13 protein-coding genes and 1 tRNA gene are annotated in these 13,664 nt (G+C 65.8%); 5 read left to right on the forward strand and 9 right to left on the reverse strand.

Annotated elements, in window-relative coordinates; all coding sequences use genetic code 11:
- Positions 1 to 66: 66 nt before the first annotated feature.
- Positions 67 to 597, reverse strand: coding sequence for a hypothetical protein (locus tag KCG88_RS06615; protein WP_047336651.1), 531 nt, complete (start codon positions 595 to 597; stop codon positions 67 to 69).
- A 293-nt stretch (positions 598 to 890) separates the two neighbouring features.
- Between KCG88_RS06615 and KCG88_RS06620 the strand changes: the two genes are divergently transcribed.
- Positions 891 to 1,388: a hypothetical protein gene (locus KCG88_RS06620; RefSeq protein WP_015635449.1), complete on the forward strand. Its 498-nt coding sequence runs from the start codon at positions 891 to 893 to the stop codon at positions 1,386 to 1,388.
- A gap of 42 nt (positions 1,389 to 1,430) precedes the next feature.
- Here KCG88_RS06620 and KCG88_RS06625 read toward each other — a convergent pair whose 3' ends face one another.
- The 6 genes from KCG88_RS06625 to KCG88_RS06650 all read right to left on the reverse strand — a co-directional run bounded on the left by KCG88_RS06625 (position 1,431) and on the right by KCG88_RS06650 (position 9,332).
- Positions 1,431 to 3,557, reverse strand: coding sequence for a TonB-dependent receptor (locus KCG88_RS06625; protein ID WP_210712037.1), 2,127 nt, complete (start codon positions 3,555 to 3,557; stop codon positions 1,431 to 1,433).
- Between the two features lie 147 nt (positions 3,558 to 3,704).
- The gene (locus KCG88_RS06630; protein WP_210712038.1) at positions 3,705 to 3,917 is read right to left on the reverse strand and encodes a DUF4287 domain-containing protein; all 213 of its coding nucleotides are present in this window, start codon (positions 3,915 to 3,917) and stop codon (positions 3,705 to 3,707) included.
- Positions 3,914 to 4,417 (reverse strand): hypothetical protein, encoded by a 504-nt coding sequence (locus KCG88_RS06635; protein WP_047286311.1) that lies wholly within the window; start codon positions 4,415 to 4,417, stop codon positions 3,914 to 3,916. Before KCG88_RS06635 ends, KCG88_RS06630 begins: the two co-directional genes overlap by 4 nt.
- Positions 4,418 to 4,545: 128 nt before the next feature.
- The gene (locus KCG88_RS06640; RefSeq protein ID WP_210712039.1) at positions 4,546 to 6,120 is read right to left on the reverse strand and encodes an FGGY-family carbohydrate kinase; all 1,575 of its coding nucleotides are present in this window, start codon (positions 6,118 to 6,120) and stop codon (positions 4,546 to 4,548) included.
- Between the two features lie 23 nt (positions 6,121 to 6,143).
- Positions 6,144 to 7,733: a glycerol-3-phosphate dehydrogenase/oxidase gene (locus KCG88_RS06645; RefSeq protein ID WP_210712041.1), complete on the reverse strand. Its 1,590-nt coding sequence runs from the start codon at positions 7,731 to 7,733 to the stop codon at positions 6,144 to 6,146.
- Between the two features lie 3 nt (positions 7,734 to 7,736).
- Positions 7,737 to 9,332: an FAD-binding oxidoreductase gene (locus KCG88_RS06650; RefSeq protein ID WP_210712042.1), complete on the reverse strand. Its 1,596-nt coding sequence runs from the start codon at positions 9,330 to 9,332 to the stop codon at positions 7,737 to 7,739.
- Between the two features lie 179 nt (positions 9,333 to 9,511).
- Between KCG88_RS06650 and KCG88_RS06655 the strand changes: the two genes are divergently transcribed.
- Positions 9,512 to 10,216: a hypothetical protein gene (locus tag KCG88_RS06655; protein ID WP_210712044.1), complete on the forward strand. Its 705-nt coding sequence runs from the start codon at positions 9,512 to 9,514 to the stop codon at positions 10,214 to 10,216.
- Positions 10,217 to 10,385: 169 nt separating this feature from the next.
- A tRNA-Gln gene (locus KCG88_RS06660) sits at positions 10,386 to 10,460 on the forward strand.
- A gap of 12 nt (positions 10,461 to 10,472) precedes the next feature.
- On the opposite strand, the gene KCG88_RS06665 is transcribed toward KCG88_RS06660, so the two are convergent.
- A complete protein-coding gene (locus KCG88_RS06665; protein ID WP_047336642.1) occupies positions 10,473 to 11,381 on the reverse strand; it encodes a LysR family transcriptional regulator in 909 nt (302 codons plus the stop codon).
- Between the two features lie 124 nt (positions 11,382 to 11,505).
- Here KCG88_RS06665 and KCG88_RS06670 point away from each other — a divergent pair, with 124 nt between their 5' ends.
- The gene (locus tag KCG88_RS06670) at positions 11,506 to 12,711 is read left to right on the forward strand and encodes an MFS transporter (protein ID WP_210712045.1); all 1,206 of its coding nucleotides are present in this window, start codon (positions 11,506 to 11,508) and stop codon (positions 12,709 to 12,711) included.
- Positions 12,708 to 12,836: a hypothetical protein gene (locus KCG88_RS31105; protein WP_282598191.1), complete on the forward strand. Its 129-nt coding sequence runs from the start codon at positions 12,708 to 12,710 to the stop codon at positions 12,834 to 12,836. The genes KCG88_RS06670 and KCG88_RS31105 overlap by 4 nt, the downstream gene beginning before the upstream one ends.
- 95 nt (positions 12,837 to 12,931) lie before the next feature.
- Here KCG88_RS31105 and KCG88_RS06675 read toward each other — a convergent pair whose 3' ends face one another.
- The gene (locus KCG88_RS06675; protein ID WP_210712046.1) at positions 12,932 to 13,648 is read right to left on the reverse strand and encodes a class I SAM-dependent methyltransferase; all 717 of its coding nucleotides are present in this window, start codon (positions 13,646 to 13,648) and stop codon (positions 12,932 to 12,934) included.
- Between the last annotated feature and the right edge of the window lie 16 nt (positions 13,649 to 13,664).

Consider the following 13,664-nt stretch of genomic DNA (forward strand, 5'->3'; position numbering starts at 1 on the left):
GTTTCAAACGCCCTTCATGCAGGCTCCGGCCCAGGGTCTGCAAACCCTGGTCTTAACCTCACTCCCTCACTGCTCATCCTCTGGCCGCAATGGCGAGTGCTGCCAATCGAAGTGGGTGAGCAACTGCCGGCACAGGTCGTCCAGCTGCGGGTGGTAGTGGTGGGTATGGGGCACGGGCAACTGCGGCTCGCCATGGCCGAAGCCCAGTGCGCGCAGGGCCGTGGCGTAGTCTTCCAGCGGCCCGTAGCCATAGATCAGGTTGTGCCGGTCCCAGACCACGGTGGCCTGTTGCTCGGGCGAGTGGACCCACAGGTCGAAACGGCTGTCGCCACAGAGCAGTGGCTTGAAGTCGTAGATGAAGTCCTGAACGTCTTCACGCGACAGCTGCGGGCTCCAGTAGCGTCCGGCTTGCGATTCGTCCCGGGGCGTGTGCAGCACGAACAGCAGCACCAGCGGTTCGGCCAGGCAGCCCAGCAGGCTGAGCAGGACCTGCGGGTCCGAGCCTGGAACGCCGGCCACCACGCGCTGCCCCTCGCCAACGGGGGCCACCACGAATACCGGCGGATAACTGTGCTCGACCCACTGGTTGTCTATCATGTGCCCAAGTCTGTACATAGCCAGCCTGATCCTCCTGATCAATTCCTGGGTTTAGCCAAAACGGCCGCGCATTATGCCGTACCCTGCAGGGCCGCTCACGGCCTGATTGACCCAACAGCGCGCGGCAACACAGCCCATCAAGGACATCCCCTGCGTGCTTCATGCCCTGATCCGCAATGGACACACCGGCCCGCATGCCGGCATGAACAACGGCTCACCACGGGCCTTGCCGCTTCGCACAGCGGCTGACGTACAATCCCCAGCCTTCAGGCACAGCCATCACCAGGACGACAATGACCACACACCGCATTAGCCTTGCCAACGGCTGGACTGCCGAATTCACCGAGCAGGGCGAGTTCCGCATGGGCGCCGTGGGCTGGAACCTGCAGTTGCGCGGCCCCGAGCAACAGGCCATCCGCTATTTCGAAAGCCAGATCGTGCTGGTCAACGATGAGGATGGGGTACAGGCACGAAAAGCCATCAGCCTCTCCGAGGATGGGGTCTACGGCTACCTGGGCAGCGACATGAGCCATGGCTGGGTGATCGACTTCTCCCGCTGCATGATCGCGCCCCATCGGGTGACGATTTCCCACTACCACTACGCCTATGACGAATACATCTCGCTGCTGGAACAGCCGGCGTACAAGCGGGTGCGGGAGTACATCAGTGTCAGCGGTCGGACTTACTACCTGACCTTCCCCCTGACCCGGGACGAGGATTTCCCCAAGGTCTGGGAGGAGTACCTGGTGATACGCCGGCGGCAGCTGGACGAGTTGTATTTTCGCAATTGAGCCCGGACCCGCAACGATCGTGCGGATTCACGATCTAGCGCTTCAGCGCAGGCTCCAGGACACACCCAGGTACACCCCCAGCCCCTCCCCCGGTGTTGAACGCGCCGCGTCCAGCCCCTTGTCGTCATAGCCCGGGGTCACGGTGGCGGCGTAGCGCTTGTCGGTCAGGTTGCGCACATCGACCCAGGTCTGCCAGTCGTTCTTCGGCGCGTTGTAGCCCAGGGTGGCGCCGAACAGCGCATAGGGATCGGCGTAGTAGCTGTTGGCGTAATCCACCGCCACCTTGGACACCAGCTGGGTATTGACCGCGGCGAAGAAGCCCAGGGGCCAGTCGTAGCGCAACTCGCCCTGGTAGTAGTGCATGGGCAGGCCCGGCAGGCGGTTGTCGGCGAAACGCTGATCGTCGCGGTAGTGGAAATCACTGAAGGTATAGGCCTGGCGCAGGCTCAGGCGGCCGACGCCCGGGCGCGACCACAGCTCGCTCTGCAGGCTGGCTTCCACGCCCTGGTGCACGGTGGGGCTGGCGTTGAGTTCGTAGGGCATGGTGGCGTTGGCGTCCGGCCATACCGAGAGCAGCTCATGACGCACCTGGGCGTAGTACCAGGCCAGGCTCCACTGGCCCAGGCTGCTGTCGCCACGCCCACCCAGTTCCAGGGTGGTAGCGGTCTGATTGCGCAGCTTGACCGGGTCGCGCTGGGCGCCGTAGGCGACGCCGCTGGTTTTCGGAAAACGCAGGTTCGAGCTATAGATCAGCGACCAGGGGTGTGGCGCTTCCACCGAGCGGCTGAGGTTGGCGAACAGTTGCAGATCCGGGTTCAGCTGGTAGCGCAGGCCCAGGCGCGGCGCGTAGTCCCAATCGCCAAGGCTGGTCTTGCCGCCGCCCTCGGGGTAAGTCACCGCGCTTTCGCGGCGGGTGTAGATGGCCGCCAGCCCGGTGGTCAGCCACAGGTCGTCGGCGATCTCCAGGTCATTGCCAACGTGCAGGACGGTGTCCGAGCCCTGGTAAGTGAAGTTGCGGATCCGCGTGCCCGGCGCGTAGGTCTTGGTATTGCCGCCAGGAATGCGCACGAACTCGCTGGCACCGTCATTGGGCAGGTGCTTGGTCACCCGCAGGCCCAGGGTGCTGCGGCTTTCCAGGCCCCAGAGGCTGTCGCGGCGCTTGTAGTCCAGGGTGCCGCTGACGTCGCTGTAGGCCACCTTCAGGCGGTTGGGGCCTTCGCGCAGGTCCATGGGGTAGTCGTGGTACACCAGCCCGGCCTGGATACTCGAATCGTCGTCCAGGTAATAGGTGGTCTTGTTGCCGACAAAGGTACTGCCCGGCTGCTTGCGCCGGTCGTCGCGGCTGACGTAGGCCGGGTTGGCCGCCCGTGGGTCGTGTTCGATGGAGCGCTTGGTCACGCGCCCGGCCAGATCGTTGTCGGTCTCGCGGTAGCGCAGGTAGAAGCGGGTTTCCAGGTTCGGGTTGAAGCGGTAGCCGAAGTTGCCGATCAGCCCCTTGCTCTGGCTGCGGGTGTGATCCTGGTAGCCGTCGGCATTGGAGTCGGTCAATGACACGTAATAATCGAAATCCCCCAGCACTTGCCCGGAACTGACCTGACGCTGCTGATAACCGTGGCTGCCGGTGGCGTAGCGCACCTGCAACAGCGGTGCGTCATAGCCGGTATGGCTGACGTAGTCGATGGCCCCGCCCAGGGCCAGGGCGCCACGGTCGAAACCATTGGCGCCGCGCAGCACCTCTACGTGGTCGACCCACAGGGGCTCCAGCAACTCATAGGGGGTGCCGCCAGGGCCGGTCAGGGGCAGACCGTCGAGCATGGTGTACAGCCCCGAGGCATGAGCCCCCGGAGCGCGGTTGATGCCCGAACCACGGATCGAGATCTTTACCCCTTCGTTCCCTGCGGACTGGGCGTAGACCCCGGGCTGATAAGCCAGCACATCCTGGTTGCTGGCGACCCGGCCTTGCAGCGGGCGGCGCATGTCCACCACATTGGTGCCGCCGGGCACCTGGGCCAGCCGCGCCGCGGCCTCCTGCGCCGGCTGCCCCTCACCGCCCTGTTCCTGCCCCAGGACCTGCGCCGGAGCCAGCTCCACGGCACGGGTTTCGGCAAATGCCGGGCAGGCCAGGGCCAGGCCCAGGAGGACCGTGGGCAAGGATTTTGGGGAAGACATCGAGAAAACTCCGACCGGCAGAAAGAGGGCAATGCAAGGTGCGACGTAGGAAAGAACGAAGAGAACACAGGGGAATTTGGCTTTTTTCGCCAGGAAAGCGGATGTCGGCAGTCAGGCTTTCACTGGCGTAGAAAGGCGCGCGCGGGGCTAGCGGCCCTGGGTGCCCGCCAGGAAGTGCGCCACCAGGGCATTGGCGTGGCCATGGCCCATACTGTGTTCGGCCTTGAGGCTGGCCACCAGCTCCATATGCTTTTTGCCGCCGACCGTTGCCAGCAGCTCCAACCAGTGCACGATGGGCTGGCCGTAGTGCTTTTCAATGGAGGGGAAGTACGACACCGGCCCTTCGCTCTGTTCACTCATGGCTGGTTCTCTGTCTTCTGGCTGCCCTTGACGTTGTCGATCAGGTCCACCACGTAGTTCTGGTTGAATCCCGCGACAAAGGACCAGAACAACAGCTTGGCGTAGGCGGCATAGCCACCGGCGTGCTGGCAGAAAATCACATAGAAGCTGTTCTCGCTGTAGTGGCAGGTTTTATCGGCGACGATCTTCGGAAACAGCTCCCCTTGCACCACCCCGGAAATGAACAGGATATACAGCAGCCCGGCGAGGATGCCGCCGATGAACGACGGCAGCACCAGGCTGAACCAGGAACTGCTCAGGCCGATGATCTGCTCTTCGCTGAGGCTGGAAAGCTGGCGGTGAAAACCGACATAGCCGCCGATGTTGCCGGCAATGAACACCACCGAGGGAATGGTGTAGCCGTCGGCCATGGTCACCGACACCAGGGATGCCGCCAATAGCAGCACAAAGATGAGGAACAGTCGCTTCCACAGGATGTTCAGCGCTTCCTGGCGGTTCATGCTCGTCTCACAGGCGTGGGGGTCGAAGGGGCCCTGCCCCTTGATCACAATAGATCAGCCCTGGCGCCCGGAAAGACTTTTTACCCGCAGAGGTTTGCCCCCCTGCCGGCCGCTGGCCGGCGCTTTCGCTAAGCCGGGTAACCTGTAATCTCGCGAATGCTCTGGTACAGCGGCTTGAGCTGGCGGTACATGCGCAGGTAGACCTCGCTGTACAGCCGCTGGTACATCTGCTGCGCCTGGGGCTGGGGCTCGAACACTGCGCCAACCCGGGTCATGGCGCTGATGGCCGTGGCGAAGTCAGGGTACAGCCCCAGGCCCACTGCACAGGCGATCACCGCGCCCAGCCCCGAGGCTTCATAGACATGGGGCCGCTCCACCGGCAGGCCGAAGATGTCCGCCGTCAGTTGCATGGCCGCGTCGCTCTGGGAGCCGCCGCCGGCCACCCGCAGGCGGCTGATCTTCAGCCTGGAGCGCTTTTCGATGCGCTCCAGGCCCTGGCGCAGGGCATAGGCCAGGCCTTCGAGAATGGCCCGGTAGATGTGCGCCCGGGTGTGCACGTCGCCAAAGCCGATCATCGCCCCCTTGGCTTCCATGCCCGGCTCGCGGATGCCCGGCGACCAGTAGGGTTGCAGGGTCAGGCCCATGGACCCGGGCGGCACCGCCTGAACCAGGGCGTCGAACAGCTGCTCCGGCTCCAGGCCCTGCTCCGCCGCCTGCTGCACTTCGCGCAGGCCGAACTGCTGCTTGAACCAGCTGACCATCCAGTAGCCGCGAAAGATCATCACCTCGCAGTTGTAGTGGTCCGGCACCGCCGCCGGGTACGGCGGTATCAAAGGCACCACCTCCAGGTAGCGCGAACGGGTGGTGGTGATGGTGGCCGTGGTGCCGTAGGACAGGCAGGCGGTGGTGGAGTCCTGGACGCCCGAGCCCAGCACTTCGCAGGCCTTGTCGGCACCCGCGGCAATCAACGGCAGGCCTTCGGGTATGCCGGTATGGCGGCTGGCCTCGGCGCTGATCCGGCCCAGGGTTTCCCCGGGTTTGAGCAGGGTCGGCAACTGCTCCTGGCGCACCGCCAGGGCCTGCCACTTCCAGTCACTGGGGGCGGCCCAGCGCAGGCGCTTGTAGTCGAACGGCAGGTAGGCCACGCAGCAGCCCACCGAGTCGACGAAATTGCCGGTCAGACGATGGGTGAGAAAGCCCGAGAGCAACAGGAACTTCTCGGTGGCGGCCCACACCTCGGGCTGTTCCTGAGCCACCCAGTTGGCCTCGGCCTGGGCGCGAAAATAATCCACGGTGGCCTCGGCGCCGATCAACTTGAACAACCAGCCCCAGGGCCCCTTGATCTTGCCTTCGACCTCGGCCTGGCGCTGGTCGAGCCAGAGGATCGCCGGGCGCAGCGCGCGGCCCTGGGCATCGACGTTGATCAGCGTGCCGCGCTGGGTGGTCAGGGACACGCCGCGGATCTGCGAACGGTCGATGCCGGTCTGCTGCCAGAGCAGTTGGCAGGCTTCGCCGAGCTTGGCCCAGTAGTAGTCCGGGTGCTGTTCGGCCCAGCCGGGCCGGCTGGAAAAATAGGCTTCAAGCTCCACCTTGCCCTTGCCCAGCAGGTTGCCCTTGAGGTCGAACAGCAGCGCACGAACGCTCTGGGTGCCGTTGTCGATGGCCAGCAGGTAGTCCTGCTTTTTGTTGTTGTGGTTATCCATGGGGCTCTCTTGGTTGAGCATCGTTAGGCGAGTGGCGGCAGGCTGTGATGGCGTTGCCACAGGGCCCGGTAGCGCTGTTCCTCGGCCTGCCAACGCTCGTCGTCCCAGCCCAGTTGCGGCTGGCACAAGCGGCGGATGGCCGGCAGATAATGGGCGGCGCCCTCGGCCAGCAGCAGGCCGATGCGGGTGCGGCGCAGCAGCAGGTCGTCCAGGTGCAGGACCATTTCCGCCTCGGCGGCAAACGCCAGCTCGGCCCACAGGGTGTCGCTGGCGCCGACGCAATCGCCGCCCAGGGTCGCCACCCACTGCGCCAGCCGCGGCAGATGGCGGCCGTGGCGGCCAGCCAGGCGCCGCACCTGGGCGCCGCTCAGACCGGGGATCTCCAGGGGCGCCACAGGTGTGAAGACCGGGGCGCCGTCGTCCACCACTTCACGCCCGAGCATCGCCCCGCAGGCCTGCAGCACTTCGATGGCCTGGGGCCGGAAGGTGGTGAGCTTGCCGCCGGCCAGGGTCACGCAGCCGGGTTCCTGCCACAGCACATGCTCGCGGGTTTCATTGGAAGGCTTGCCCTGCTGGCCGTCGCTGCTGGCCACCACCGGGCGCACCCCGGCCCAGGTCGACAGCACGTCGCCGGCAGTGATCAGGGCCTTCGGAAACTGCTGGGCACAGGCGGCCAGCAGGTACTCAAGCTCTTCCTGGCTGATGCTGGCGCTCTGGTCCAGGTCATCGCGGTGATCCAGGTCGGTGGTGCCGACCACGGTGGCGCCCTCCCAGGGGAAGACGAACACCGGCCGGCCATCCTCGGCATGCATGAAGCTGAAGGCCTGGGCCACCGGCAAGCGCCAGCCCGGCAGCAGCAGATGGCTGCCGCGCAAGGGCCGCAGCTGGCGCACGCGGTCCGCCGGGCGCAGGCGCTCGGCCCAGGCGCCGGTAGCGACCGCCAGGGCCGCGCAGCGCACCTGCTGCGGCGGCCCACCTTCACTGTCCTCGATCTGCACCCCGCAGACCCGCCCATTCTCGCGCAAAAGGCGGGTGACCCGAACGCCGTTGAACACTTGGGCGCCATCGGCCCGGGCCTCGGCCAGCACCCGCATCACCAGCCGCGCATCGTCGGTCAGGGCGTCGAGAAAACTGGTCCCCCCCAACAGCCCCGGCTCCTTGACCCCGGGGGCCAGGAAAGCCAGCTGCCGGGCATCGTGAAAACGATGGTTGCGCCGCCCGGCCAAGGCGTCATATACGCTCAGCAGGCCGCCGAACACCCGGGGCCCGGGAAACTTGCCGCGGTAATGGGGCATCAGGAAGCTCATGGGCTCCACCAGCCCCGGGGCCTCCTGCAACAGCCGCTGGCGCTCGTGCACCGAATCCCGGGTCAGGCGCCACTGGCCCTTGGCGATATAGCGCAAGCCGCCATGGACCATCTTCGAGGAGCGGCTGGAGGTGCCCCAGGCAAAGTCTCGCTGCTCCAGCAGCAGGCAGCGCCAGCCACGCCGCGCCGCTTCGCGCAGGATGCCGGCGCCGCTGATGCCGCCGCCGATCACGATCAGGTCCCAGGCTTGCGCCCCCAGCCCCGGCAGCGCCTCTTGGCGCCACTGGGCATTCCAGTCCTGGCTCATGGTTCACGGCTCCAAAAGGGTGCCGGGGTTGAGGCGCCCGGCCGGGTCGAAGTGGCGGCTCAGGGCCTGCAGCGCATCGATGGCCAGCGGGCCCTTCTCCCGCAGCAGGTACGGCGCATGGTCCTTGCCCACGCCGTGCTGGTGGCTGATGGTGCCGCAGTGGTTGACGATGGTCTGGCTGGCAGCGTGCTTGAGCGCCTGCCAGCGGGCCAGGGTCGCCGGGTACTGGGCATCCGGGCGGAACACGTAGGTGGTGTAGATGCTCGATCCTTCGCCATAGACATGGGACAAGTGGGTGAATACATGCACCTGCTCGCCCTCGGCGGCCAGGCCGTCACGCAGGCTCTGCTCGATGCGTTGCAGCAGGCGGTCGACATTGCTCCAGTCAGTGGCGGTCTCCAGGGTGTCCACCAGGTAGCCGGCGTTCCACAGGCTTTCGCGCAGGTAGGGAAAGCGAAAGCGGTTCTGCGCCCATTTCTTGCCCAGCAGGGTGCCGGTGAACACCCCGCCGAAAGCCTTCAGGTGCTGGCGCGCCTGGCGCAGGGACAGGGCATTCTGCTGGCGGTTGCCGGTCACGCCGAAGGTCAGCAGGCACTTGCCCGCCCCGGCGCCGCGCAGGGCCAGGTACTTTTCCAGCCAGGCGATCTGCGTCGGGTGGCCGGCCAGGGCCAGTTGGGTTTCGGTCTCCAGGGCATTGGACAGGCGCAGCATCGACAGCGGCACCCGGGCCTGGGCCAGGGCGCGCACTGCCTGCAGGGCCTGCTGCCAGTCGGGCAGGAACACCCCGTAGAAACGTTCGTCATCGGGCAGGCGGCTGACCCGCACCTTGACCTCGGAAATGATCCCGAAGCGCCCTTCGCTGCCCAGCACCACCTCGCGCAGGTCCGGCCCGGCGGCGGACGCCGGAAAGGTGGCGATGGGCATCGGCCCGGCAAAGGTTTCCAGGGTGCCGCCGGCGAACAGCTGCTCGATGCGCCCGTAGCGCAACGACTGCTGGCCGCTGGAACGGCTGGCCACCCAGCCGCCCAGGGTCGACAGCTCCCAGGACTGGGGAAAATGCCCCAGGGTGTAGCCCCGGGCCCGCAGCTGGCTTTCCACCTGAGGGCCACTGGCCCCGGGACCGAAGGTCGCCAGCAGGCTGTCTTCGTCCAGGTCCAGCAGGCGGCTCATGCGTGCCAGGGACACCGTCAGCACCGGCCGCTCGGACCAGCCGGGGTTGATGTGCCCGGCCACCGAAGTGCCCCCGCCGTAGGCAATCAGGCACAGGTCGCGGTCCTCGGCCAGGGCCAGCAACTGGCGGATCTGCTCGGCGGTTTCCGGGAACGCCACGGCGTCCGGGTAGGCCCCCAGCTCGCCCTCGCGCAGCGCCAGCCAGTCCGCCAGGCTCTGGCCGCGGGCGTGCAGCAGCCGGTCCTCGGCGCTGATGCTGTACAACTCATGGGCTTGCAGGCGCGACGCCGGCACCCGGGCCAGGGCCTGCTCCAGGGTCGCTTCCGGCAACCTGCGCCCCGGCCCCAGGCGCTCGGCGAGAAACCCCGCGCCCTGGGCCGGCAATTCGACCACCGTGGATGCATCCCCCCAGCCGTTCCAGCGTCGCATGCGTGTGTGTCCTTCTGCTGTTCTTATAGGTCTTGTCCAAGGCTCCCTATACTAGTGCGCGGCTGAACGCTGTCACGGTCGCATCGCGCCAGAGGATGTAGCCGATTGAGTCAGAGACAGGTGACATCCGGCGCCAGTTACCGAACAATCCTCGCCCTCCCCATCACAGGCTCGTGTCCATGCCGGCAACCCTGAAAACCTGCGCCCCGCTGTTCTGGTCCACCGACCTGGGCATCGACTACGGCGCGCCAACCTTGCAACTGCGCGACCTGTTGCCCGTGGTGGGAGAGCAAAGCTCGGCCTTCTTCCAGCGCCAGGACGGCATCGTGCTCGGTGAAACCCTGCAACTGATCTGGTGCCCGCCGCTGGCGGACCTCAATGGCTGGAACGAGCAGCCTTCGGAAATCGCCCTGAGCCACCTGCTGCACGTGCGGATCATCGGCCCGGCAGCCGAGCCACCCGCGCCACGGCATGCCGACCACCATGGCAAGCTCAGATACCGCTTCCAGGTGCTGTCCTGCCACCCGCTGCCGGCGGCCCTGCGCACCCAACCGCTCGCACCGAACGCCTGGCACCTGCCGCTGATCAGTAGCGAACAAGGCAGTTGCCTGACCTGGGATGACATTCACGAGTGCGAGCGCGCCGAGGTCCAGGGGCTGATCTACCTGTGCGCCTACGGCCGCCACGAAAGCTATATGGAAATGTTCATCGAAGAGGTGGGCGGGCAACTGTTCGGGCTGCTTTCGGTGCACCTGGGCCCGGGGGGCGACGACTATGATTTTGGCCGGCGCCTCCTGGAAGGCGCGGAGTTGCGGGCCATCCGCCGCGCACTGGACATGGCCCGGCCACTGAAGGATTCACAGCCCGGCTACCTGGTCCCTTGAACCCCGGGATGGATAAAAGTGCCCTGAAAAAGACTAAGCAGCTGTTTTCAAACTCATTTTTTTGCATGGGGGGCTTCCCAGCCGGCACATAAGTTGATAAATTTGCGCCCGTTCTTGCAGCGGACCTCCCCGGTCCGGCAGTCAAAGCAAGTAACGTCGCAACAGCTACAGGGGCGTCGCCAAGCGGTAAGGCAGCAGGTTTTGATCCTGCCATGCGTTGGTTCGAATCCAGCCGCCCCTGCCATTTTCTTTCTGTCTATCCCATCAAGTGTTCGGCCAACAGCTCCAGCAAGGCGCTGACCTTGGGCAATGCCTGACGATTCTTCATCCATAACAGATGGATGGCCTGCCCCTGGGTTGCCGACTGCGGCAATACCTGCACCAGGCTACCCTCCTCCAACTGGCGCTTGACCAGCCACGACGGTAATTGGGCGATCCCGTAGCCCGCCATCACCGCCATCAACAACCCCTGGCCATCCCCTACCACGCAAGCAGCCGGCATCACCCGACGCTCGATCTCCCCTGAGCGGTTGCCGGGAAAGCTCCACGGGTTGACCCGTCCATCCACCCAGCCGTAGGCGATGCAGCGGTGCCGCAGCAGATCGGCATCGGTCAAGGGCGTGCCCTGATGCTGCAGGTACGCCGGCGAGGCACAGAACAGATGCCGCTCATGGCCCAGCTGACGATGCCCCAACGCGGCGGGCCACTGCGCGGGCCCGCCAAGCCGCACGGCAATGTCGACACCGGCCTCAAGGGGATCGACAAAAGCATCGGCAAAGGTCACGTGGGGTTGCAGCAAGGGGTGTTCCCGGGCAAAGCGCAAGATCAACTCCAACACCTGGGTGCGGCCAAAGGCTCCCGGCAGATCGATGCGCACCTTGCCCCGCAGCTCGGTGTTTTCCGCCTGCAACGCCCACTCGACCTCTTGCAGGTCGGCCAGTACCCCGCTGCAGGTGCGATAGAAGGCCTGCCCCGCATCGGTCAGCGCCAGGCTGCGGGTGGTGCGCTGGAACAGCCGCGCCTGCAGGCGCCCTTCCAGCCGGGCGATGGCCTTGCTGACGGCGGAAGGCGTAAGGTTGAGCCGTTCGGCGGCGGCCTTGAAGCTGCCGCAGTCGGCCACGCAGACAAATACATCGATCCCCTTCAAGCGTTCGGAAGAAAACATCGGCGCCTCTTATTCATGAATCTGATTCCATTCACCGGGTAAAAAACATCATAAAACAGAACCAGATTCCCCAGTAAGCTGGCTGCCATTCTCAAAAACGCCGTTACAGACCGATGAGGCACGGATGCTGCGCACCCTGAAAAGCTACCCGAAAGCAATCAACCTGCTGCTGGCCGGCACCCTGGTGCTGACCCTGGCCCGGGCAATCACCCTGCCCTACCTGGTGATCTACCTGAGCAGTGCTTTCGGCCTGCAAGTGAGCGACATCGGCCTGGTGATCGGCAGCAGCATGATCCTCGGCTCACTGCTGAGCCTCTACGGTGGTTTCCTGGTGGACCGCACGCCCAGCTACCGGCTGATCCTGGCCTGCTGCGCGCTGTTCACCCTGGGTTTCATCGGCGCCTTCAGTGCCCGCCAGCTGTGGCTGTTCTACCTGTGCCTGGTGCTGGTCAACCTGGCCTATGCAGTGATCGACATCGCGATCAAGGCCGGCTTTGCCCAGCGCCTGTCGGTGGAACAGCGCAGCGAAGCCTTCTCGATCAAATACACCCTGACCAATATCGGCTACGCCGTGGGCCCGTTCCTCGGCGCCGGGCTGGCGCGCCTGGACATCAGCCTGCCGTTCCTGATCTCCGCCGCCCTGGGCGCCGGGTTCCTGGCGATCCATATGCGCTGGGGCGACAGACAGCTGAGCGCCGCCGGCCCGACGCCAGCGCCGCTATCCTTCGCGGCCCTGGGCAAACAGCTGCTACGGGATTACCGCCTGGTGTGCTTCACCCTGGGCGGCCTGCTCAGCGCCGTGGTCTTTGGCCAGTTCTCGGCGTACCTGTCGCAGTACCTGGTGGTCACCACCTCGGCGGAGGCCACCTACCGCATCATCAGCACCCTGGTGGCGACCAATGCGCTGCTGGTGATCGCCCTGCAATACGCCATCGGCCGCAGGATTACCCAGCGTCACCTGAGCCGCTGGCTGGCGCTGGGGCTGGGCCTGTTCCTGCTGGGGGTCAGCGGCTTCGGCCTGGCCACCAGCCTGGCGCTGTGGGTGCTGTCGATGGTGGTGTTCACCCTGGGGGAAATCATCGTGTTTCCCGCCGAGTACATGTTCATCGACCTGATCGCCCCCGAACACCTGCGAGGCCTGTATTACGGCGCGCAGAACCTCTCCAACCTCGGCGGCGCCCTGGGCCCGATGCTCTGCGGCATGCTCCTGGCCAGCCACCCGGCGCACTGGATCTTCTACATGCTGGCGGCGTTCATCATCGCCGGCGGGCTGTTCTACTGGCTGGGCGCGGCCAACCTGGAACAGGCCAGAAGCAGGACCGGCGCGTGATCATTGATGCCCCGGCGCTCGGCAATCCGCGCCAGGGCTGCCCGGCAGGGAGGCGAAACCGCCAATGGCGGCACCTTGCTCATGTACAGCAGATGCTCAAAGGCGATACCAGCCTCGCGGGCTGATCCGGCATGCGGCGACACTCCACAGGTGATGACCTTGTGGAGCTTGCCGGCCTGAAGGCGTGCCAGGCTCCGGGCTACGCTGTTCGAGCGGCCCCTCAGCGACTCTTGCGGCTCAACCAGGCGCCCCAGAACAGGCTGCTGAAGAAACGTGTTCCCTCGCTGAAGCCGCCCTCTTCGAGCAACCGTTGCACCGCCGCCTCGGAATGGGGCGGGTCGGCGCCCTGAAGGATTTTCCCCAGCTTGGCCTGCACCTCATCCGCAGACGCGCCCTGCTGGCGCCAGCGTTGCCCCCAGGCCGCCAGCAGCAGGGGCTGGCTGGCGTAGGCGTAATGATTGCCGGCGACGATCAGCGGCGCGTCGGGCTTGAGGCGCCGAGCGATGGCCCGCAGCAATTGCCGCTTGGCTTCATCACCGGGCAGATGGTGCAGCACGCCAATCAGCGTGGCCCCATCGAAAGGTTCGTCCGCCGGCAGTTCGTCCACCGTGGCCAGACGCACTTCGGTCCTCTCCAGCAAACCCCGCGCCTGCAACTGCTGGCGCGCTGTCTCCAGCATCGGTTCCGAGGGGTCTACAGCGGTAAAGCGCCAGCCCGGTTCCAGGGAAGCCATGGCGATAATCTCCTGGGCCGTGCCACCGGCCCCCACGGCCAGGATGTGGGCCGCACGCCCCTCACCCAGGCTGGCCGCCAACATGCAGGCGGCAAGGTCATGGCAGGCGTCGTAACCCGCCAGGGCGATACGGCTCTGGCGGGCGTATTCGTCGGCCCGCGAGCGGTCGAATTTTTCAGCCGGGTTTACCGAGGATGAGGTCATGGCAGGGCTCCATTCA

Source organism: Pseudomonas sp. MWU349, from assembly GCF_017947325.1.
Taxonomy (GTDB): Bacteria; Pseudomonadota; Gammaproteobacteria; order Pseudomonadales; family Pseudomonadaceae; genus Aquipseudomonas; species Aquipseudomonas protegens.

Bases quoted from the DNA above. Each gene is read 5' to 3' on its own strand.
- KCG88_RS06615 (WP_047336651.1), bottom strand. From the start codon at position 597: ATGATAGACAACCAGTGGGTCGAGCACAGTTATCCGCCGGTATTCGTG.
- KCG88_RS06620 (WP_015635449.1), top strand. From the start codon at position 891: ATGACCACACACCGCATTAGCCTTGCCAACGGCTGGACTGCCGAATTC.
- KCG88_RS06625 (WP_210712037.1), bottom strand. From the start codon at position 3,557: ATGTCTTCCCCAAAATCCTTGCCCACGGTCCTCCTGGGCCTGGCCCTG.
- KCG88_RS06630 (WP_210712038.1), bottom strand. From the start codon at position 3,917: ATGAGTGAACAGAGCGAAGGGCCGGTGTCGTACTTCCCCTCCATTGAA.
- KCG88_RS06635 (WP_047286311.1), bottom strand. From the start codon at position 4,417: ATGAACCGCCAGGAAGCGCTGAACATCCTGTGGAAGCGACTGTTCCTC.
- KCG88_RS06640 (WP_210712039.1), bottom strand. From the start codon at position 6,120: ATGGATAACCACAACAACAAAAAGCAGGACTACCTGCTGGCCATCGAC.
- KCG88_RS06645 (WP_210712041.1), bottom strand. From the start codon at position 7,733: ATGAGCCAGGACTGGAATGCCCAGTGGCGCCAAGAGGCGCTGCCGGGG.
- KCG88_RS06650 (WP_210712042.1), bottom strand. From the start codon at position 9,332: ATGCGACGCTGGAACGGCTGGGGGGATGCATCCACGGTGGTCGAATTG.
- KCG88_RS06655 (WP_210712044.1), top strand. From the start codon at position 9,512: ATGCCGGCAACCCTGAAAACCTGCGCCCCGCTGTTCTGGTCCACCGAC.
- KCG88_RS06665 (WP_047336642.1), bottom strand. From the start codon at position 11,381: ATGTTTTCTTCCGAACGCTTGAAGGGGATCGATGTATTTGTCTGCGTG.
- KCG88_RS06670 (WP_210712045.1), top strand. From the start codon at position 11,506: ATGCTGCGCACCCTGAAAAGCTACCCGAAAGCAATCAACCTGCTGCTG.
- KCG88_RS06675 (WP_210712046.1), bottom strand. From the start codon at position 13,648: ATGACCTCATCCTCGGTAAACCCGGCTGAAAAATTCGACCGCTCGCGG.